Origin of the sequence: Micromonospora sp. WMMD735 (assembly GCF_049178995.1) — a bacterium.
Taxonomy (GTDB): Bacteria; Actinomycetota; Actinomycetes; order Mycobacteriales; family Micromonosporaceae; genus Micromonospora; species Micromonospora wenchangensis.
In genome coordinates this window covers 3,477,251-3,495,862 of sequence record NZ_JBMHMJ010000002.1, presented here as the reverse complement: position 1 = coordinate 3,495,862, position 18,612 = coordinate 3,477,251, and the positions used below count along the sequence as shown (strand labels likewise).

At 72.9% G+C, this 18,612-nt stretch carries 14 protein-coding genes; 11 read left to right on the top strand and 3 right to left on the bottom strand.

Translation table 11 applies throughout. The features are described 5' to 3' along the window. Positions 1–789: a hypothetical protein gene (locus tag ACN268_RS14705; RefSeq protein ID WP_421483695.1), complete on the top strand. Its 789-nt coding sequence runs from the start codon at positions 1–3 to the stop codon at positions 787–789. Between the two features lie 54 nt (positions 790–843). Continuing rightward, complete coding sequence (gene dusB / locus ACN268_RS14700; protein ID WP_421483694.1) at positions 844–2,013, top strand: tRNA dihydrouridine synthase DusB; 1,170 nt, start codon at positions 844–846, stop codon at positions 2,011–2,013. 115 nt (positions 2,014–2,128) lie between these two features. Here dusB and ACN268_RS14695 read toward each other — a convergent pair whose 3' ends face one another. Continuing rightward, positions 2,129–2,785 (bottom strand): C39 family peptidase, encoded by a 657-nt coding sequence (locus tag ACN268_RS14695; RefSeq protein WP_421483693.1) that lies wholly within the window; start codon positions 2,783–2,785, stop codon positions 2,129–2,131. A 795-nt stretch (positions 2,786–3,580) separates the two neighbouring features. Next, on the bottom strand, positions 3,581–5,347 hold the full coding sequence (locus tag ACN268_RS14690) for a beta-N-acetylhexosaminidase (protein WP_421483692.1): 1,767 nt from the start codon (positions 5,345–5,347) through the stop codon (positions 3,581–3,583). A gap of 311 nt (positions 5,348–5,658) precedes the next feature. On the opposite strand from ACN268_RS14690, the gene ppdK reads away from it, so the two are divergent. From ppdK to ACN268_RS14660, 6 genes are all read left to right on the top strand, one after another. After that, positions 5,659–8,364 (top strand): pyruvate, phosphate dikinase, encoded by a 2,706-nt coding sequence (gene ppdK / locus ACN268_RS14685; protein WP_421486893.1) that lies wholly within the window; start codon positions 5,659–5,661, stop codon positions 8,362–8,364. Between the two features lie 154 nt (positions 8,365–8,518). Next, a complete protein-coding gene (locus tag ACN268_RS14680) occupies positions 8,519–9,832 on the top strand; it encodes a deoxyguanosinetriphosphate triphosphohydrolase family protein (RefSeq protein WP_421483691.1) in 1,314 nt (437 codons plus the stop codon). A 338-nt stretch (positions 9,833–10,170) separates the two neighbouring features. Beyond that, a complete protein-coding gene (locus ACN268_RS14675; protein ID WP_421483690.1) occupies positions 10,171–11,004 on the top strand; it encodes a siderophore-interacting protein in 834 nt (277 codons plus the stop codon). 117 nt (positions 11,005–11,121) lie between these two features. Continuing rightward, positions 11,122–12,765: a BCCT family transporter gene (locus tag ACN268_RS14670; protein ID WP_421483689.1), complete on the top strand. Its 1,644-nt coding sequence runs from the start codon at positions 11,122–11,124 to the stop codon at positions 12,763–12,765. 85 nt (positions 12,766–12,850) lie between these two features. Then, positions 12,851–14,725, top strand: a complete 1,875-nt coding sequence (dnaG, locus tag ACN268_RS14665) for a DNA primase (protein ID WP_421483688.1) — start codon at positions 12,851–12,853, stop codon at positions 14,723–14,725. Continuing rightward, the gene (locus tag ACN268_RS14660; RefSeq protein ID WP_421483687.1) at positions 14,725–15,339 is read left to right on the top strand and encodes a hypothetical protein; all 615 of its coding nucleotides are present in this window, start codon (positions 14,725–14,727) and stop codon (positions 15,337–15,339) included. Before dnaG ends, ACN268_RS14660 begins: the two co-directional genes overlap by 1 nt. 221 nt (positions 15,340–15,560) lie before the next feature. On the opposite strand, the gene ACN268_RS14655 is transcribed toward ACN268_RS14660, so the two are convergent. After that, positions 15,561–15,806 (bottom strand): flavin reductase, encoded by a 246-nt coding sequence (locus tag ACN268_RS14655; RefSeq protein WP_421483686.1) that lies wholly within the window; start codon positions 15,804–15,806, stop codon positions 15,561–15,563. Positions 15,807–16,224: 418 nt separating this feature from the next. Between ACN268_RS14655 and ACN268_RS14650 the strand changes: the two genes are divergently transcribed. The 3 genes from ACN268_RS14650 to ACN268_RS14640 all read left to right on the top strand — a co-directional run bounded on the left by ACN268_RS14650 (position 16,225) and on the right by ACN268_RS14640 (position 18,510). Then, complete coding sequence (locus ACN268_RS14650; protein ID WP_421483685.1) at positions 16,225–17,028, top strand: helix-turn-helix domain-containing protein; 804 nt, start codon at positions 16,225–16,227, stop codon at positions 17,026–17,028. Next, positions 17,019–17,210: a DUF397 domain-containing protein gene (locus ACN268_RS14645; protein WP_421483684.1), complete on the top strand. Its 192-nt coding sequence runs from the start codon at positions 17,019–17,021 to the stop codon at positions 17,208–17,210. The genes ACN268_RS14650 and ACN268_RS14645 overlap by 10 nt, the downstream gene beginning before the upstream one ends. A gap of 160 nt (positions 17,211–17,370) precedes the next feature. Continuing rightward, the gene (locus tag ACN268_RS14640) at positions 17,371–18,510 is read left to right on the top strand and encodes a YihY/virulence factor BrkB family protein (RefSeq protein WP_421483683.1); all 1,140 of its coding nucleotides are present in this window, start codon (positions 17,371–17,373) and stop codon (positions 18,508–18,510) included. Positions 18,511–18,612: the final 102 nt, after the last annotated feature.

Genomic DNA, 18,612 nt, shown 5'->3' with positions numbered 1-18,612 from the left:
ATGAGCACCGACGAGACCCCGTCCACCACCCGCCGTACGGTCATCCGGGCCGGGGTGGCCGTCGGCGTCGGTGTCGGCGCGACGGCGCTGGCCGGCACGCCGGCCGACGCCGCGCCCGGTGCACCGGTGATCGGCGGCCAGCTCAACGACGCGGGCGAGGCCGGGACGGTGCTGGTCGGTGGCTCGTCGGCGAACCCGACGCTGGCGCTGGCCGGCACCGACCCGATGCTGCGGCTGTTCCCGACGCCGGACGACGCCATCCCGGCGGAGCTGCCGACCGGTTCGCTCGCCGTCACCCCCACCGCCGAGCTGGTGGTCGGCGGTCGGGACGGTCGTCGGGCGTACGTCAACACGTCGCGCTGGGCCAACCGCATCGTCGCCGTCCCGCCGGTGCGGCTGCTGGACACCCGGGCGCTGGCCAGCTATTCCGCCAACGTCCTCGCCGGCGCCGACGGGGTGGTGTCGGGCCGGTTGCAGGCGGGCCGGACGCTGTACCTCACCGTGGGCCAGGTCGTGCCGGCGTCCCGCTACGGGCCGGTCGGTGCCTACCTCAACATCACGGTGGCGGACACGGTCTCCGGTGGAGTGCTCACCGCCTTCGCGGCCGGGGCCGCCAGGCCGGACACCTCCTCGGTGAACTGGTGGGGGCCGAACCAGATCCTCTCCAACCTGGTGGAGGTGCCGCTGGGTGCCCACGAGCGTGGCGCGGCCGCGTTCGCCCTGCACGTCCGCGCGGCGGCCACGGTGGTGGTGGACGTCTCGGCCCTGATCCTGAGCCTGCCGGGTTAGGGCTGCCGCCCACCGCGGTGGGCGGGCCGCCGCCGGCATGGGATTCTGGGGTACGTGACCAGTCCCGCTCCGGTTCTGCGCCCGCTCACCATCGGCCCCCACCAGGTGTGGCCGCCGGTGGTGCTCGCCCCGATGGCCGGCATCACCAACGTCGGCTTCCGGCAGCTCTGCCGGGAGCAGGGCGGTGGCATCTACGTCTGCGAGATGATCACCACGGTCGCGCTGGTGCAGCGGAACCCGAAGACCCTGCGCATGATCGCCTTCGGTGCCGACGAACGGCCACGCAGCCTCCAGCTCTACGGCACCGACCCGGAGACCACCGCCCAGGCGGTGCGGATCGTGGTGGAACGCGACCTGGCCGACCACATCGACCTGAACTTCGGCTGCCCGGTGCCCAAGGTGACCCGCCGGGGCGGCGGGTCGGCCCTGCCGTGGCGGCGGCGGCTGTTCGCCAGGCTGGTGCGGGCCGCGGTGGACGCCGCGTCACCCGCCGGGGTACCGGTCACTGTCAAGATGCGCAAGGGCATCGACGACGACCACCTGACGTACGTCGAGGCGGGGCTGGCCGCCCAGGACGCCGGGGTGGCGGCGGTGGCCCTGCACGGGCGGACGGCCGCGCAGCGGTACTCCGGCACCGCCGACTGGGACGCCATCGCCACCCTCAAGCAGGCGCTCGACGTGCCGGTGCTCGGCAACGGCGACATCTGGGAGGCCGACGACGCGCTGCGGATGGTGGCCCACACCGGGGTGGACGGGGTGGTCGTCGGCCGGGGCTGCCTGGGGCGGCCGTGGCTCTTCGCCGACCTGCAGGCCGCGTTCGAGGGCCAGCCGGAGCGTCGGCTGCCGACCCTCGGCGAGGTGGCGGTGACCATGCGGCGGCACGCCGAACTGCTGGTCGACCAGTTCACCGCCGGCTCGCGTACCCCGGCCCGGGGCGAGCGGGACGGCTGCACCGACTTCCGCAAGCACGTCGCCTGGTATCTGAAGGGCTTCCCGGTCGGCAGCGAGCTGCGCCGGGACCTCGCCATGATCGAGAGCCTGGCCCAGCTCGACGACCTGCTCGGCAAGCTCGACGCGGCCGAACCGTTCCCGGTGGCCGCCCTCGGTCAGCCGCGCGGCCGGACGAACTCTCCCGGCAAGGTCTTCCTGCCGGAGGGCTGGCTGGACAGCCGGGACGACGACACCGTCCCCGAGGGCGCCGAGCTGGACGACTCCGGCGGCTGAGGCACCGACCGCGCCCGTCGCCGTCTGCCGGTCGGGGCGTCCGCCGCCCGGCGGTGCCGACGGCGCAGGGCCGACCCCCGAGGGGGCCGGCCCTGCGCGTGACCGACGGGACGGGTCAGGAGGCGTAGCCGCGGCTGGCGATCCAGTGGGCCAGCTCACCGACGTCGATCCGGTAGGAGGCGGTGTCCGGGTTGGCGGAGTCCGCGATCGTCACGACCCGCCCGCCGTCGCGGTAGCCGACGACGCTGATGTAGTGCCCGCCCTCGAAGGAATGGGTGTTGCCGTCGGTGTCGGTGGCGGTACCGGCGATGTTGGCGACCACGGCGCGGCCGTCGTCCACCGCCCGGACGATGTCCGCGCGCAGCTTGTCGATCCGCCTGCCGTCGACCTTGCCGGCCGGGATCTCGGTGCTGCGGTACGCGTCCTTGCGGCCGATCTCCTTGTTCAGGATCGGGGTGATGTCGTTGATGCTGTCGGTGCCGTTCTCGGTGGTGCCCATCTCCTTGGCCATCGCGTCCACGTCGATGTTCTTGCCCTGCACGCTCAGCGCGTTGCGGGCGGCGGCCGGGCCGCAGTAGTAGAAGTTGGGCTGCGCGGCGTAGTCGACCTTCAGCTCACGCTCACCGGCGGGCTTGCGGTCGGTCTGCACGACGGCGGCGGGCCGGGTGGTCTCGGCGGCCTGAGCGGCAAGCGCGGGGCCGGCGATGCCACCGGCGGTGACGGCCAGGCCGGCGGCGGTCAGCACGGTCCTACGCAGGATGTCGGTACGCATGATGGGGTGCTCCTCTGCATCTCGGGGGTGCCACGGCGCGTCCCGCAGGGGGTGCGGCGACGTGGTAGTGCCACTTCGGCAGGTGAAGAGGAAGATCGGACCGGCGATCGCGGGACGCCGGTCGGGGAGGCACAACCGGTTCGCCGGTTCAGGCATTCCACGGTCATCGACCGGGTGGTGGGGGTGACGTGCGTCGCGGGTCACGTCCGGGAGCCGCGCGGGCCTGGGCGGGCCGTGCCGGACCGGGTGGCTCGGCTCTGCCGGCCGGGTGCCGGATGGCGCAACGCCGCCCCGCTGGTCCGGACCGGACCGGGCCGGCGACCGGCCGGGGCGATCGCGGATACCAGGTGTAACGACCCCGGCCGGCCCACGATTCCGCCCCACGGGTGGCCCCCGTCACCCGCCGGTGGGCCGATCCGTCATCGCAACTCCGCTACCGACGACACCCGTCGGCAACCCACCGCCCGGTCACTCAAAGTCACAATCCACCCTCCATGCCACGTACCCCTCCACACGCTTTGCTCTGCTGCCCTCTCCGCGACAGTCACTCCGTGTGCCCGGCGCGTATGGAGCAGCAGAGCAAAGCGTGCGAGGGAGGTATGTGGTGGTTGCTGGGGGGTGGCGAGAATGGGCAGCTCAGGGCTGGTTGGGGTGGGTGGGGTGCAGGTGGTCTCTGATCATGGTCCGAAGATGGTTACTCTGTGTGATGTCTGTGGCTGTTCGGGTCGGGAGTTACTGACGGTGATCGGAGGTGGGGCGGCGGAGGGTCGGCCGGCGCTCCTCCGGCAGGTCGGGTCAACGCGTGGCGGGTGTGGTGGTGTCCCGGCCCGGTGCGGGCTGGTCGGGGGCGGGATTCCGGTGCGTACCTGCGGCGTCGGGGAGATGCGGCCCGGCCGGCGCGGTGGGCCAGGGGATCTCCGGGGACGGGTGGAAGGTGATGCCGGCGGCGTGCCAGCGCGGGCCGTGCCCGGCCAGCCGCTCCCGGAAGCCGGTCCAGCTCCGGGTGGACGGCGCGGACCAGGCCACCTCGGCGAGGGCGGGCAGGCGCGGGAAGACCATGAACTCGATCTCGGCCAGCGAGGTCACCGACTCGGTCCAGAGCGGGGCCTCCACGCCCAGCACCGCCTCGGCGGGGACACCGGTCAGATGGGTCGCCGGGTCCCAGTGGTACGCCCGGTGCACGTCGATCAGGCCGGCCCAGTCGTGCCCGATGGGGGTGTCCGGGGCGTACTTCATGTCCAGGTAGGCGTGGTTGCCGGGGGAGAGGATCACCCGGGCGCCCCGGCGTACCGCCTCGGCCACCGTGGGGTCGTCGCCGTCGGTGCCCCACCACTGCAACACCCGGCCGTCGACCTGCCCGGCGGGGGCGATCTGGTGCCAGCCGATCACGGTCCGGCCGAGCCCGGCGACGATCCGCTGCGCCCGCTCCACGAAACCGGTGTACGCCGTCCCCTTGACCTTGTACGCCTCGTCCCCGCCGATGTGCAGCCACGGCCCCGGGGTCAACGCGGCCACCTCGCCGAGCACGTCGGCGACGAAGTCGTACGTGCGCTCGTCGGTGGGGTCGACGTAGCTGAAGCCCACCTCGGTGCCGGTGTACGGCGGTGGCGCGACCCTGTCCGGGGCCAGCTCGGGGTAGGCGACCAGGGCCGCGTTGGTGTGGCCGGGCAGGTCCACCTCGGGAACCACGGTGACGTGCCGCCGGGCGGCGTGGCCGACGATGCGCCGGTAGTCGGCGGCGGTGTACCAGCCGCCGGGGCCGCCGCCCACCGCGGTGCTCCCGCCGACCGTGGCCAGCCGGGGCCAGGAGTCGACGGCGATCCGCCAGCCCTGGTCGTCGGTGAGGTGCAGATGCAGGTGGTTGAGCTTGTACCGGGCCAGGTGGTCGATCACCCGGCAGACGTCCTCGACGCTGAAGAAGTGCCGGGCCACGTCGAGCATCACCCCCCGGTATGCCAAGCGGGGCCGGTCGACGATCGTGCCGCCCGGCACCACCCAGTGCTGCGCCACCGGGGTCCGGCTCTCCACCGCCGCCGGCAGCAGTTGTCGCAGCGTCTGCACGCCGTGGAACAGGCCGGTGGCGGTGCCGGCGGTGATCCGTACCGCGTCGGGGTCGACGTCGAGCCGGTAGCCCTCGGCGTCGTCGGACACCGTCGCCGCCGGGCCGCGCGGCGCGGCAGCGGCGAGGGTGAGCTGGAGCGGGCCCGGGGTGGGCGGCAGGTCGGCGACCGGGAGCGGGTAGCCGGTGGCGGGGCGGAGCAGTTCGGCGAGGTGCCCGGCGACCTCCCGGGCGGCCGGATCGGCGCTGACCCGTACCGCCGCGTCGGCGGGGAGGACGAAGTCGGCGGCCGGCCGCGGCCGGACCGACGCGGGCGCCGGCACCACGTCACCCAGGCCGACGGTGGGGCGGGTGAGCAGTCGCCCGGCGGCCTGCGCGGCGCTGCGCGCCAGCGTGCCCGCGGTAGGCGCGACCGTGGGCGGGGCGGCCGGGGTGGGACCGGCGTCAGGGCGCGACGGCTGCTCGGGGACGGGGACGACGCCGGTACGTGGGGTGCGCGACACGGGGCGGCTCCGGAGGGTGTATTCGCGAGGGATATGGCAAAGGTCAGGTTTGGCGCAACGGGTGACGTCAAGAGTACGAGGAGGAACCGGAATTGCGTGATCGTGCTCGTGGAAGCGTTCCCAGAAACCGGCGTGAACGCGGATAGTCGTGACGGCTGTGCCTATTGTCACCGAACGGTCCCAGCCCGCCCGATGTTCGCTTAACCTTCGCCCACCGAACGCTGACCTGGCCGGATGGCTGGTGGTCGGCCCCGGGGTAAGTCAGAACTGAACCTTCGTTAAGTGTCAATTCCGGCGCGCGTGGGAGGCTTCTGGTGACAACGCACGAGACGGACAAGTACGTCTACGACTTCGCCGAGGGCAACAAGGATCTCAAGGACCTGCTCGGTGGAAAGGGTGCCAATCTCGCCGAGATGACCAATCTCGGCCTGCCGGTGCCACCGGGCTTCACCATCACCACCGGGGCGTGCCAGGCGTACCTGGCGACCGGGCGGGAGCCGGACGGGCTGGCCGGACAGATCGAGGCCCACCTGGCGGCGTTGGAACGCGCGATGGGCCGCCGCCTCGGCGATCCGCAGGACCCGCTGCTGGTCTCGGTACGCTCCGGCGCCCGGTTCTCGATGCCCGGCATGATGGAGACCGTCCTCAACGTCGGGCTCAACGACCGCAGCGTCGTAGGACTGAGCGACCAGGCAGGGCAGAACGACCGGTTCGCCTGGGACTCCTACCGCCGGCTGATCCAGATGTTCGGCAAGACCGTCTGCGAGGTGCCGGGCGAGGAGTTCGAACACGCCCTCGACGAGGCCAAGCGCGCCAAGGGCACCCACGACGACCTCGACCTCGACGCCGACGACCTGCGCGGGCTGGTGGAGACGTACAAGAAGATCTTCGCCAAGCACACCGGGCGGGAGTTCCCGCAGGAGCCGCGCGAACAGCTCGACCTGGCCATCCGGGCGGTCTTCGCGTCGTGGAACGCCGAGCGGGCGATCCTCTACCGCCGTCAGGAGCGCATCCCCGCCGACCTGGGCACCGCCGTCAACGTGGTGGCGATGGTCTTCGGCAACCTCGGCCCCGACTCGGGCACCGGCGTCGCCTTCACCCGCGACCCGGGCAGCGGCGCGCAGGGCATCTACGGCGACTACCTGGCCAACGCCCAGGGCGAGGACGTCGTCGCCGGCATCCGCAACACCGTGCCGTTGCAGGAACTGGAACGGCTCGACAAGACCTCCTACGACCAGCTGCTCGACATCATGGCCCGACTGGAGGGGCACTACCAGGACCTCTGCGACATCGAGTTCACCATCGAGCGCGGCAAACTCTGGATGCTCCAGACCCGGGTGGGCAAGCGCACCGCCGCCGCCGCGTTCGTGATCGCCGGCCAGCTCGTCGACGAGGGCCTGATCGACCTCGACGAGGCGCTGCACCGGGTCAACGGCGCGCAGCTCGCCCAGCTCATGTTCCCCCGCTTCCAGCTCGACCACGAGTTCGAGGCGGTCGCCCAGGGCATCGGCGCCTCCCCGGGGGCCGCCTCCGGCGCGGTGGTCTTCACCTCCGCCCGCGCGGTCGAGCTGGCCGCCGAGGGGAAGTCGGTGATCCTGGTCCGCCGGGAGACCAACCCCGACGACCTCAACGGCATGATCGCCGCCCAGGGCATCCTCACCTCGCGCGGCGGCAAGACCAGCCACGCCGCCGTGGTGGCCCGGGGCATGGGCAAGACCTGCGTCTCCGGGGCCGACGGGATCGAGGTCAACGTGCCGGCCAAGCGGTTCACCGTCGGCGGGCGCACCGTCTCCGAGGGCGACGTCGTCTCCATCGACGGCACCACCGGCAAGGTCTACCTGGGCGAGGTGCCGGTCACGCCGTCGGAGGTGGTGCAGTACTTCGAGGGCACCCTCGACCCGGAGCGGACCGACGACGCGCTCGTCCGGGCCGTACACCGGATCATGACGCACGCCGACGCGCGGCGGCGGCTGGCCGTGCGGACGAACGCCGACACCGGGGCGGACGCGGCCCGCGCCAGGCGCTTCGGCGCCGAGGGCATCGGCCTGTGCCGCACCGAGCACATGTTCCTCGGTGACCGGCGGGAACTGGTCGAACGCCTGATCCTCGCCGCCACCGACGCCGAGCGCACCGACGCGCTCGCCGCTCTGCTGCCCCTGCAACGCCAGGACTTCGTGGAGATCTTCCGCGAGATGGCCGGGCTGCCCGTCACCGTCCGGTTGATCGACCCGCCGCTGCACGAGTTCCTGCCCCCGCTGGAGCAGCTCGCGGTCAACGTCGCCGTCGCCCAGGAACGCGGCGAGGACGTCGCCAAGGAGGAGGCGCTGCTCGCCGCCGTCCGGCGGATGCACGAGGAGAACCCGATGCTCGGCCTGCGCGGCGTGCGCCTCGGCCTGGTCATCCCCGGCCTGTTCGCGATGCAGGTCCGCGCCATCGCCGAGGCCGCCGTCGCGGTCACCCGCGACGGGGGCACGGCCTGCCCGGAGATCATGGTGCCGCTGGTCGGCGCGGTCCAGGAGCTGGAGACGGTACGTGCCGAAGCCGAGAAGATCATCGCCGAGGTGGTCGGGGACAGCGGGGTCGAGGTGCTGATCGGCACCATGATCGAGGTACCCCGGGCGGCGCTGACCGCCGGGCAGATCGCCGAGGCGGCGCAGTTCTTCTCCTTCGGCACCAACGACCTCACCCAGATGGGCTGGGGCTTCTCCCGCGACGACGTCGAGGGCGCGTTCTTCTGGCGCTACCTGGAACTGGGCATCTTCGGCATCTCCCCGTTCGAGTCGATCGACCGCGACGGCGTCGGCCGGCTGATCCGGATCGCCGCCGAGGAGGGTCGGGCCGCCCGCCCCGGGCTGAAGCTCGGCGTCTGCGGCGAACACGGCGGCGACCCCGACTCGGTGCACTTCTTCCACGAGGTGGGGCTGGACTACGTCTCCTGCTCGCCGTTCCGGGTGCCGGTCGCCCGGCTGGAGGCCGGCCGGGCCGCCATCGAGACGGCCGGCTCCGACAGCCGCTGACCGCCCGCGACGCCCACCGGCCCGCCGCCGGTGGGCGTCGCGCGGCGTCGGTGCCCGGCCGGGTCGCGGGTTCCCGGTGCGCGCGCCCTCCGGCGCGGCGCGGCGTAACCTGGGCTCCCGCGACCATGGGGTACGACCGTGAAGGGGAGGCCGGATGGTGGCATCGCCCGCCCGACCACCCGGCGTCGACGGGAACCCGGCCGACGCGCGACGGTGGGTCGAGGAGACGCCCAAGGACACCGGCCACGGCCGGTCCCCGTACGAGCGGGACCGGGCCCGGGTGCTGCACTCGGCGGCGTTCCGCCGGCTCGCCGCGAAGACCCAGGTGCACGTCGCCGGGACCGACGACTTCCTGCGTACCCGGCTCACCCACTCGCTGGAGGTGGCGCAGATCGCCCGGGAGATGGGTGCCCGGCTCGGCTGCGACCCCGACCTGGTGGACACCGCCGGGCTGGCCCATGACCTCGGGCATCCGCCGTTCGGGCACAACGGCGAGGACACCCTCGACGGGCTCGCCGCGTCCTGCGGCGGCTTCGAGGGCAACGCGCAGACGCTGCGGGTGCTCACCCGGCTGGAGGCGAAGGTGCTCGCCCCGGACGGCAGTCCGGCCGGGCTCAACCTCACCCGGGCCGCGCTCGACGCGGTCAGCAAGTACCCGTGGCCCCGCCGCCCCGGGCTGCGCAAGTTCGGCGTGTACGGCGACGACCGCCCGGTCTTCGACTGGCTGCGCGCCGGCAGCCCCGCCCCGACCGCCGTCCCCGATCCGGCCGGTGGGGCCGTCGACCCCGATCCGGCCGGTGGGGCCCGCCGCTGCCTGGAGGCGCAGGTGATGGACTGGGCCGACGACGTGGCGTACTCGGTGCACGACGTCGAGGACGGCATCCACGGCGGGTACGTCTCGTTGCGTCCCCTCCTGAACGACCCCGACGAACGCGCCGCGCTCTGCGTCGACGTGGCCGCCGTCTACTCCGGGGAGTCCCCGGACGACCTCGGCGGGGTGCTCGTCGAGCTGCTCGCCGACCCGGTGCTCACCCCGCTGGCCGGGTACGACGGCAGTCACCGGGCGCAGGTCGCCCTCAAGGCCACCACCAGCGTGCTCACCGGCCGGTTCGTGGCGACCGTGGTCGGGGCGACCAGGGACCGCTTCGGTCCCGGCCCGCACCGCCGCTACGCCGCCGACCTGGTCGTGCCGCGCCGGATCAGGGCGCAGTGTGCCCTGCTGAAGGGCATCGCCTGGCGGTACGTGATGTGCCGTCCGGACGCCCGCACCCGCTACGACCGTCAGCGGGAGGTGCTCACCGAACTGGTCACCGTGCTCGCCGACCGCGCCCCGGACGCCCTCGACCCGGTCTTCGCCCCGCTGTGGCGGCAGGCCGGAGACGACCCCGCCCGGCTGCGCGTCGTCATCGACCAGGTCGCCTCCCTCACCGACCCCGCCGCCCTGACCTGGCACACCCACCTCACCTGAAAACCGGCCCTGCCGCTCTCCGCTACCTCCCGGCCGTCCTTGTCCGACCGCCCCGTCCCGCCGGGCTGCTCGCCCCTGCCACGCCGCTCGCCCCCGCTCCCGCCCCTCTGCTCCGCTGCGCTCCGCCCGGGTGACGCTCCGGGTGATCAAGAGGTTTGCGTCAGTTGATCAAGAGGTTTGCGTCAAAGTTGATCGCTGGATTGACGCAAGCCTCTTGATCGCCGGGGAGGTTGACGCGAACCTCTTGATCACCGGAGCCGAGCGGAGCCGAGGGGCGGGGCGGGAGCGGGGGCGAGGGGGAGGGGGAGGGGTTGGGGAGTTAGGGTAGCCTTAGTTCTATGGCGGAGCGCTCCAAGATGGTTACTGCGGCGCGGGTGGTACGTACCGAACGGCCCACCCCGCACCTGGTCCGACTCGTTCTCGGTGGAGAGGAGCTGACCGGGCTGCCGGTGGGGGAGTTCACCGACCACTACGTCAAGCTGGTCTTCCCGCCCGACGGGGTGGAGCTGCCGAGGCCGCTGGACCTGACGGCGGTCAAGCGGGAGCTGCCCCGGGAGCAGTGGCCCCGGCTGCGCGCGTACACGGTGCGGGCCTGGGACGCGGCGGCCGGGGAGATGACCATCGACGTGGTGCACCACGGCGACGAGGGGTTGGCCGGTCCATGGGCGGCCCGGCTGCGCCCCGGCGACGAGGTGCTGTTCGTCGGCCCCGGCGGGGCGTACGCGCCGGACCCGACGGCCGACTGGCACCTGCTGGTGGGCGACGAGAGCGCCCTGCCGGCGATCGGCGCGGCGTTGGAGCGGCTGCCCGAGGGCGCCCCGGCGGTCGTCCTCGTCGAGATCGCCGACCCGGCCGACGAGCAGTCGTTGCCCAGCCCCGGCGCGGTGGCGTTGACCTGGCTGCACCGGGGCGGCCGACCGGTCGGCGAGGCGCTGGTCGTGGCCGTACGGGAGCTGGAGTTCCCGCCCGGCCGGGTGCACGCCTTCGTGCACGGGGAGGCCACCTTCGTCAAGGAGCTGCGCCGGCTGCTGCGGGTCGAGCGGTCGGTGCCCCGGGAGGCGCTGTCGATCTCCGGCTACTGGCGGCAGGGCATGGACGACGAGGGCTGGCGCTCCACCAAGCCCGACTGGAACCGCCAGGTGGAGGCCGAGGAGGCAGCCGCCGTCGGCTGAGCGGGGTGACCCGGATCGGTCGTCGCCGCGTGCGGCCCACGACCTCGGCCGTCCACGGGGCGTGGAAATGGGCGGAAAGCGCCCGCTGCCGCGCCCGCCGGCCGGGACGATGTGGCCATGGCTGAGCGGGCGCGGGACGTGGACACGCGAACGGGTGGCAGGCCCGACCCGGTGGTGCTCGCCCTGGGCGTCGGCGGGGTGCTGGCGGTCGTGCTCTGGGGGGTGTCCGCGCGCGGTTCGCTTGCCGACTTCGGCGAGTCCGGGCTGGCCTGGGTGACCGGCACCTTCGGCTGGTTCTTCGTCGTCGCGGCGGACGCCTTCCTGGTGCTCGCGGTGGTCGTCGCGACGTCCCGCTACGGCCGGATCCGGCTGGGCGCCGACGACGACCAGCCGGAGTTCAGCACGCTGGCCTGGGTCGCCATGATGTTCAGCGCGGGCATGGGCATCGGTCTGGTCTTCTTCGCGGTGGCCGAGCCGATCCAGCACTACGCCACCCCGCCGCCGGCCACCGGCGTCGCGGCACAGACCCCGGCCGCCGGGGCGGCGGCCATGCAGTACACGCTCTTCCACTGGACGCTGCACCCGTGGGCGATCTACGCCGTCACCGCGCTGGCGCTGGCGTACTCGACGTTCCGACGGGGGCGGGACAACCGGATCTCGGCCGCGTTCCGCCCGCTGCTCGGCGCGCGGGCCGACGGCCTGGCCGGTCGGGCCGTCGACCTGCTCGCCGTCTTCGCCACGGTCTTCGGTTCGGCCACCAGCCTCGGCCTCGGCGCGCTCCAGGTGGCCGCCGGTCTGGACCTGGTGGCCGGGGTGCCGGACACCCGGTCGGTGGAACTGACCGTGATCGGCGCGCTCACCCTGGCCTTCGTCGTCTCGGCCTTCTCCGGCCTGCACCGGGGGGTCAAGTGGCTGTCCACCGCCAACGTCCTGCTGGCCGTGCTGCTGATGGTCTTCGTGTTCGTGGTGGGGCCGACGATCTACACGCTGGAGGTGCTGCCCGCGTCGGTCGGTGACTACCTCAGCCGCCTGGTGTTCATGTCCACCCGTACCGGCGCGTTCTCCGACCCGGCGTGGCTCGGGTCCTGGACGATCTTCTACTGGGCCTGGTGGATCTCCTGGGCACCGTTCGTCGGCACCTTCATCGCGCGGATCTCGCGCGGGCGGACCGTGCGTCAGTTCCTGGTCGGGGTACTGCTGGTGCCCAGCGGGGCCAGCGCGATCTGGTTCGCGATCATGGGTGGCAGCGCCCTGCGTACCCAGGCCAGCGGCACCCGCGATCTGGTGGCGGACGTCGGGGCGGGCAGCGAGCAGGCGCTGTTCGGGCTGCTGGACGCGCTCCCGCTGGGGACCGTCACCACCGTGCTGGCCATGGTGCTCGTCGCGCTCTACTTCGTGACCAGCGCCGACTCGGCGTCGCTGGTGCTGGGGGCGCTCACCTCGGGCGGCGCACTGCGCCCGCACCGCGTACTCGTGGTGCTCTGGGGTGTGCTGATCGGGGCGGTCGCCGCCGCGCTGCTGCTCGCCGGGGGCCTGGCCGCCCTGCAACAGGCGACCATCATGGTGGCGCTGCCGTTCGTGGTGGTGATGCTCGGACTCGCCGTGGCGCTGCTGCGCGACATGGCCCGGGACCCGGCGGTCGCCCCGCACCCGGGCCGGGGACGCCGGTCCGGCCTGTCCGCCGCCGTGCGGGCCGCCCGGTCGTACGACGAGGAGGACCCGCCCCCGGTCACCCGCTGGCTGCACCGTCCTCCCCGCTGAGCCGGGCGTTGCCCACCCGCCATCCCCCGCCCGACGGATCGTCGGTCCGGCAGGGCAGGATGGAGGGCCGAGGGGGTGGCACCGCATGGCTGGGCGGATCAGGGACGAGGACATCGCGTTGGTCCGCGAGCGCACCTCCATCGCCGAGGTGATCTCGGACACGGTGACCCTCAAGTCGGCCGGCGGCGGCAACCTCAAGGGCCTGTGCCCGTTCCACGACGAGAAGAGCCCGTCGTTCAACGTCTCACCGGCCCGCAACGTCTTCTACTGCTTCGGCTGCGGCGTCGGCGGCGACGCGATCAAGTTCCTGATGGACGCCGAGCATCTGACCTTCGTCGAGTCCGTCGAGCGGCTCGCCGACCGCGCCGGCATCCAGCTGCGGTACGTCGAGGGCGACCAGTCGGCCCCCCGGGCCCGTCCGCAGCAGGGGCAGAAGCAGCGGCTGGTCGCCGCGCACGCCGCCGCCGTGGAGTTCTACCAGGCGCAGCTCACCACGGCCGGCGCGCGTCCGGCGCGGGAGTTCCTGGCCCGGCGCGGTTTCGACCGGGCCGCCGCGCAGCGGTACGGCTGCGGCTTCGCCCCGGACGCCTGGGACCTGCTCACCAAGCACCTGCGCCAGCAGGGGTTCAGCCACGACGAGCTGGTCACCGGTGGGCTGTCCCGGCCGTCGCGCTCGGGCACCCTGATCGACCGGTTCCGCCGCCGGCTGATGTGGCCGATCCGGGACATCGCCGGTGACGTGATCGGTTTCGGCGCACGGAAGCTCTTCGACGACGACGACGGCCCGAAGTACCTGAACACCCCCGAGACGCCGATCTACAAGAAGTCGCACGTCCTCTACGGCATCGACCAGGCCAAACGGGAGATCGCCAAGCAGGGCCGGGTGGTCGTGGTCGAGGGCTACACCGACGTGATGGCCTGCCACCTGGCCGGGGTGCCGACCGCCGTGGCGACCTGCGGCACCGCCTTCGGTGCCGACCACATCGGCGTGCTGCGCCGGCTGCTGCTCGACACCGACGCGGTGGCCGGTGAGGTGATCTTCACGTTCGACGGGGACGCCGCCGGGCAGAAGGCCGCGCTGCGCGCCTTCGAGGACGACCAGCGTTTCGTCGGGCGTACCTTCATCGCGGTCAGCCCGGACAACATGGACCCGTGCGACCTGCGGTTGGCAAAGGGCGACCTGGCGATCCGTGATCTGGTGGCCCGCCGGGAGCCGCTCGTCGACTTCGCCCTGCGGCACGTGATCAACCGGTACGACCTGGACACGGTCGACGGTCGGGTGGAGGCGATGCGCCGGGCCGCCCCGCTGGTCGCCAAGATCAAGGACTTGGAGAAGCGTCCCGAGTACGTCCGCAAGCTCGCCGGTGACCTCGGCATGGAGATCGAGCCGGTGCAGCGGGCGGTGCTGGCCGCCGCCAACTCCCCAGGCGAGCGGGAGGCCGCCGCCCCGCCCCGGGGTCGCACCCGTACCGCCGTGCCCGCCGTGGACAGTCCGGAGTCGATGGTCGAGCGGGAGGCGTTGAAGCTCGCCCTCCAGGAACCGGTCCTCGCCGGCCCGATGTTCGACGCCGTCGAGGCCGCCGAGTACCGGCACCCGGTGCACGTCGCGGTGCGTACCGCGATCGCGGCGGTGGGCGGGGTCGCCGTCGCGGCCGGCGGCGCGGTGTGGATCGAGGCGGTCCGGGACGCCTGCGCCGACCTGGCCGCCCAGGCGCTGGTCGGCGAGCTGGCCGTGGAGCCGCTGCGGCTCGACGGCGAGCCCGACCCGAGGTACGTCTCGATCACCATGGCCCGGTTGCAGTGGGGCTCGGTGACCGCCCGGATCAGGGACCTCAAGTCCAAGATCCAGCGGATCAACCCGGTCACCCAGAAGGACGAGTACTTCGCCCTGTTCGGGGAACTGCTCTCGCTGGAACAGCACGCGCGGGCCCTGCGCGAGCAGGCCGCAGGAGGACTCTGATGGGACTGTTCGGCCGCAAGCGCAAGGTGCCGTCCGCCGTCCGCCCGCCCCTGGCCGCCGGTGAACGCGTCCTGGCCTGGGCCGCCACGGGTAACGGCGCGCCGCCCGCTGACCGGATGGCCGCCGTCGGCGAGGCGTCGCCCGCCGAGGGCGCGTCGGCCGGTGCCGGTGCGGCAGTCGATGGCGGGGTGCTGGTGGCCACGAATCTCGGGCTCTGGCTGCCGGGCCGCAGGGAGCGGTTGGGCTGGCACGACATCCTCAAGGCCGTCTGGTCCGGGCGGGAACTGACGGTCACCCCGGCGGCGACGGCCGCCGAGCGGGACGGCTACCTGGTGGTCGCCGACGGTGCAGCGGAGACGTACCTGCTGCTCGATCCGGGTGACCTGCCGCACCAGGTGCGGGCCCGGGTGACCCGCTCGGTGGCGTACACCCAGCAGCACCCGGTGCCCGGTGGCTCGGGGCGGATCGCGGCCCGGCGGGTGGCCGGGGCGGACGGTCTGACCTGGACGGTCCGCTACGACCCCGGTACCCCGGTCGACGCCGACGAGGTGCGCGCCGAAACCGACCAGCTCGTCGCCGCCGCCCGCGCCGCCACCGCCCCCGCCGACCTCTGACCTCTCGGCGTGGTCGTGGGGCGGCCGATCGCCCGTACCGCCCTCGGCCTGGTCGCGGGGTGGAGATCGCGCTCAGTCGGCGACATAGCGGTATCGCCGCGACCTGATGCCGCTGTATCGGCCCCACTGAGTCGATCATGACCTGACGCGACGGAATTTTCCAAGATCCCCGCGAACCGTGCGTCACCGGTCGGCCGGCGAGGTGTGCCGGGGTGGTCGGGTCACCGGGACCGTGCCCAGGTGACGATGCGGTCGGTGAGGTCGGGTGGTGCGACGCCGTCGTGCAGGGCGGCGAGGTCGTCCATGGCTTCGCCCAGCAGGAGGCCCAGGTAGACGAGCAGGGCGGTGCGATCCTCGCGGTACTCGCCGAGCAGCGCCAGCCGGGCCGGCGAGCACGGCCAGGCCGCCCCGCACACCCGGCAACGCCAGGAGGGGCGGGCGGCCACGTGGGGGCGGTACCGGGGCATCAGCGCCGACCCGGTCGCACGTTCGCACCCGGCCCGGCCCCGACCCGGTCGCAGTGGCCGCCGCCCGACCTGCCCCGGCCGGGATCACCGCAGGTCGGGCGACTGCGCCCCGGCCCGTCGTGGCCCGGCTCGGGCCGATCCGGTCGACCCGCACGGGGGTCGGGGTGCCCCGGAAATCCGCAGCGCGATCCGAAAGCCTGTTGCACGGTCGAGCCTCCGTCGATGGTGGAGGGGAGCGCCCGCCGACGACACCGACGGACGCTCCCGGCCTGGTTCCGCCCACCGTCCGATCCCGGGAGCGGTCCCGCTGGGTGACAGTCTGTTGATGGTCCGACTACGGTGGGAGGTCCGCCGTGCCGACGACGCAGGCGTGGGCCGGTCGACCCCGAGCGGTCCGACAATGTACGGAGGCTGTCTGGTGGAGCGCTCGTCCATGCTGGACCACTTCGCGGAGGAACTGCGGCTCACCCGGGCCGCCCACGGCATGTCCCAGGCGGCGCTGGCCGAGGCGCTGAGCTATTCGGGCGCACTCGTCGCCAAGGTGGAAACCTGCGAACGCCGGCCGAGCCTCGACTTCGCCCGTCGCTGCGACACGGTGTTCACCACCGACGGCCGCTTCGAACGAATCCAACGCCGAATCAGCCGGGAAACCGTGGTGCCCTGGGCGCGGGACTGGACGGCAGTGGAAGCTGAGGCGCGGGCGTTCCGTTGGTTCGAGCCGCTCTATGTTCCCGGCCTGCTTCAGACCGAAGAATATGCCCGAGCCATCCTGGTCGGTGCCGGGCTGTTCGGCGTCGACGAAATCGAACAACAGGTGGCCACGCGAATCGAGCGCCAGGTAGTGCTCACCCGGGAGCGGCCGCCGCTGCTCACTGCTGTCATCGACGAGTACGTGTTGCGCCGCAATGTCGGTCAGCCGGAGGTCATGTGTCAGCAGTTGCAGCACCTGGTGAAGCTCGGCACGACGTTGCCGCGAGTCCGTATCCAGGTGGTGCCACTGTCCGCCGGTGCCTATCCCGGCCTTGACGGCCCTTTCGTCATTGCCACCTCGCCCACTGGTGAGGACGTCGTCTACCTGGAAGGACAGCGCCACGGGCAGGTGGTCGACCGCACCGATTACCTGCGCGAGGTGGTTGAGGTATGGGAGTCGATCCGTGGTGAGACACTTTCCCAGCAGCAGTCCATCGAGTTGATAGGGGAGGTGGCGGAAACATGGACCTGAACGGTGTCCGGTGGCGCAAGAGCACCCGTAGCAATGGCGGTGGCGGGGCCTGCGTCGAGGTGGCGGACGAGCTTTCCGGCGTGGTGCTGGTGCGTGATTCCAAGGACCCGGGTGGGCCGGTGCTGGCCTTCGACCCGTACGCCTGGCGGGCCTTCGTCGCCGCGACGATCAGGAAGGCTTAGCGGACCCGCAGGGAACGGCGGCCCGGATCGCGAGGCGATGCCGGCACGCCCCGGCGGCGGGGGAGTGCCCGTCGTCACCTCTGCCGCTGCTCGGTGGTTAGGCGGCGGCTGTGTCGGGGCATGTCGGAGGGTGACATCCGCAGATCCCCGAGGAGGGGCGATGGCCTCCGACGAGACCCACGCCGACCGCGACGACGCGGCCACCGTCACCGCAGCCCGGCACGACCGGGACCGGTCGGGTGACCGGCGGTCCGGTGACGGCCCGTCGGGTGAGCCCGGGTCCCGTGACCGGCGGCGGGGCGACCGGCGGGAGGCCGACGCGCGTACCCGGCCGGTGGGTCCCGACGACGGCCCGGACAGCCCCACGGACCTGCACCGGGCGGACTGGAAGGCGGCGCTCAAGCGCACCGGGCGGGAGTTCCAGGAGGACAGCCTGACCGACTGGGCCGCCGCGCTGACCTACTACGGGGTGCTGTCGATCTTCCCCGGGATGCTGGTGCTGATCTCGATCCTCGGCCTGCTCGGCGAGCGGGCCACCAGCGGGGTCCGGGACACGGTCGGGCAGGTGGTGCCGGAGGAGAACATCCGCACCATCATCGAGACCGCGATCGACCAGGCCGGCCAGTCGGGTGGGTTGGCCAGCATCGCCGCGATCATCGGTCTGGTCGCCGCGTTCTGGTCGGCCTCCGGCTACGTGGGCGCGTTCATGCGGGCCTCGAACAGCATCTACGACGTGCCGGAGGGGCGGCCGGTGTGGAAGACCCTGCCCATCCGGCTCGGGGTGACCGCCCTGGTGGGGGTGCTGCTGCTCGCCGCCGCGGTGATCGTGGTCTTCACCGGCGGTCTCGCCGAGCAGGCCGGCAACGCGATCGGGCTCGGTTCCACGGCGCTGACGGTGTGGAACATCGCCAAGTGGCCGGTGCTGCTGGTGCTGGTCAGCCTGATGTTCGCGATCCTCTACTGGGCGTCGCCGAACGCCCGGCACGGCGGGTTCCGCTGGGTCAGCCCGGGTGGCGTGCTGGCGGTGCTGCTGTGGCTGCTGGTCTCGGGCCTCTTCGCCCTGTACGTCAGCAACTTCGGGTCCTACAACAAGACCTACGGTGCGCTGGCCGGCGTGATCATCTTCCTGGTCTGGCTCTGGCTGAGCAACATCGCGATCCTGCTCGGTGCCGAGTTCGACGCCGAGCTGGAGCGGGGCCGGGCCATCTCCGCCGGCCACGACCCGGACGAGGAGCCGTACGTCGAGCTGCGCGACGACCGCAAGCTGCGCAAGAAGCGCAACGCCGCCCCCGGCCGCTGACCCGGTCTCCGGGAGGCCCACCGGACCCACCGACCCCGCCCCGCCCCGCCCCGCCGCGTCGATCGTGGCGGGGCGGGGTCTTGTCATGTCCGGGGGCGATCA

What these genes read in the sequence shown, in the direction of transcription:
- ACN268_RS14705 (WP_421483695.1), top strand. Translation starts at nt 1, where the DNA reads ATGAGCACCGACGAGACCCCGTCCACCACCCGCCGTACGGTCATCCGG.
- ACN268_RS14695 (WP_421483693.1), bottom strand. Translation starts at nt 2,785, where the DNA reads ATGCGTACCGACATCCTGCGTAGGACCGTGCTGACCGCCGCCGGCCTG.
- ACN268_RS14680 (WP_421483691.1), top strand. Translation starts at nt 8,519, where the DNA reads ATGGTGGCATCGCCCGCCCGACCACCCGGCGTCGACGGGAACCCGGCC.
- ACN268_RS14675 (WP_421483690.1), top strand. Translation starts at nt 10,171, where the DNA reads ATGGCGGAGCGCTCCAAGATGGTTACTGCGGCGCGGGTGGTACGTACC.
- ACN268_RS14670 (WP_421483689.1), top strand. Translation starts at nt 11,122, where the DNA reads ATGGCTGAGCGGGCGCGGGACGTGGACACGCGAACGGGTGGCAGGCCC.
- dnaG (WP_421483688.1), top strand. Translation starts at nt 12,851, where the DNA reads ATGGCTGGGCGGATCAGGGACGAGGACATCGCGTTGGTCCGCGAGCGC.
- ACN268_RS14660 (WP_421483687.1), top strand. Translation starts at nt 14,725, where the DNA reads ATGGGACTGTTCGGCCGCAAGCGCAAGGTGCCGTCCGCCGTCCGCCCG.
- ACN268_RS14655 (WP_421483686.1), bottom strand. Translation starts at nt 15,806, where the DNA reads ATGCCCCGGTACCGCCCCCACGTGGCCGCCCGCCCCTCCTGGCGTTGC.
- ACN268_RS14645 (WP_421483684.1), top strand. Translation starts at nt 17,019, where the DNA reads ATGGACCTGAACGGTGTCCGGTGGCGCAAGAGCACCCGTAGCAATGGC.
- ACN268_RS14640 (WP_421483683.1), top strand. Translation starts at nt 17,371, where the DNA reads ATGGCCTCCGACGAGACCCACGCCGACCGCGACGACGCGGCCACCGTC.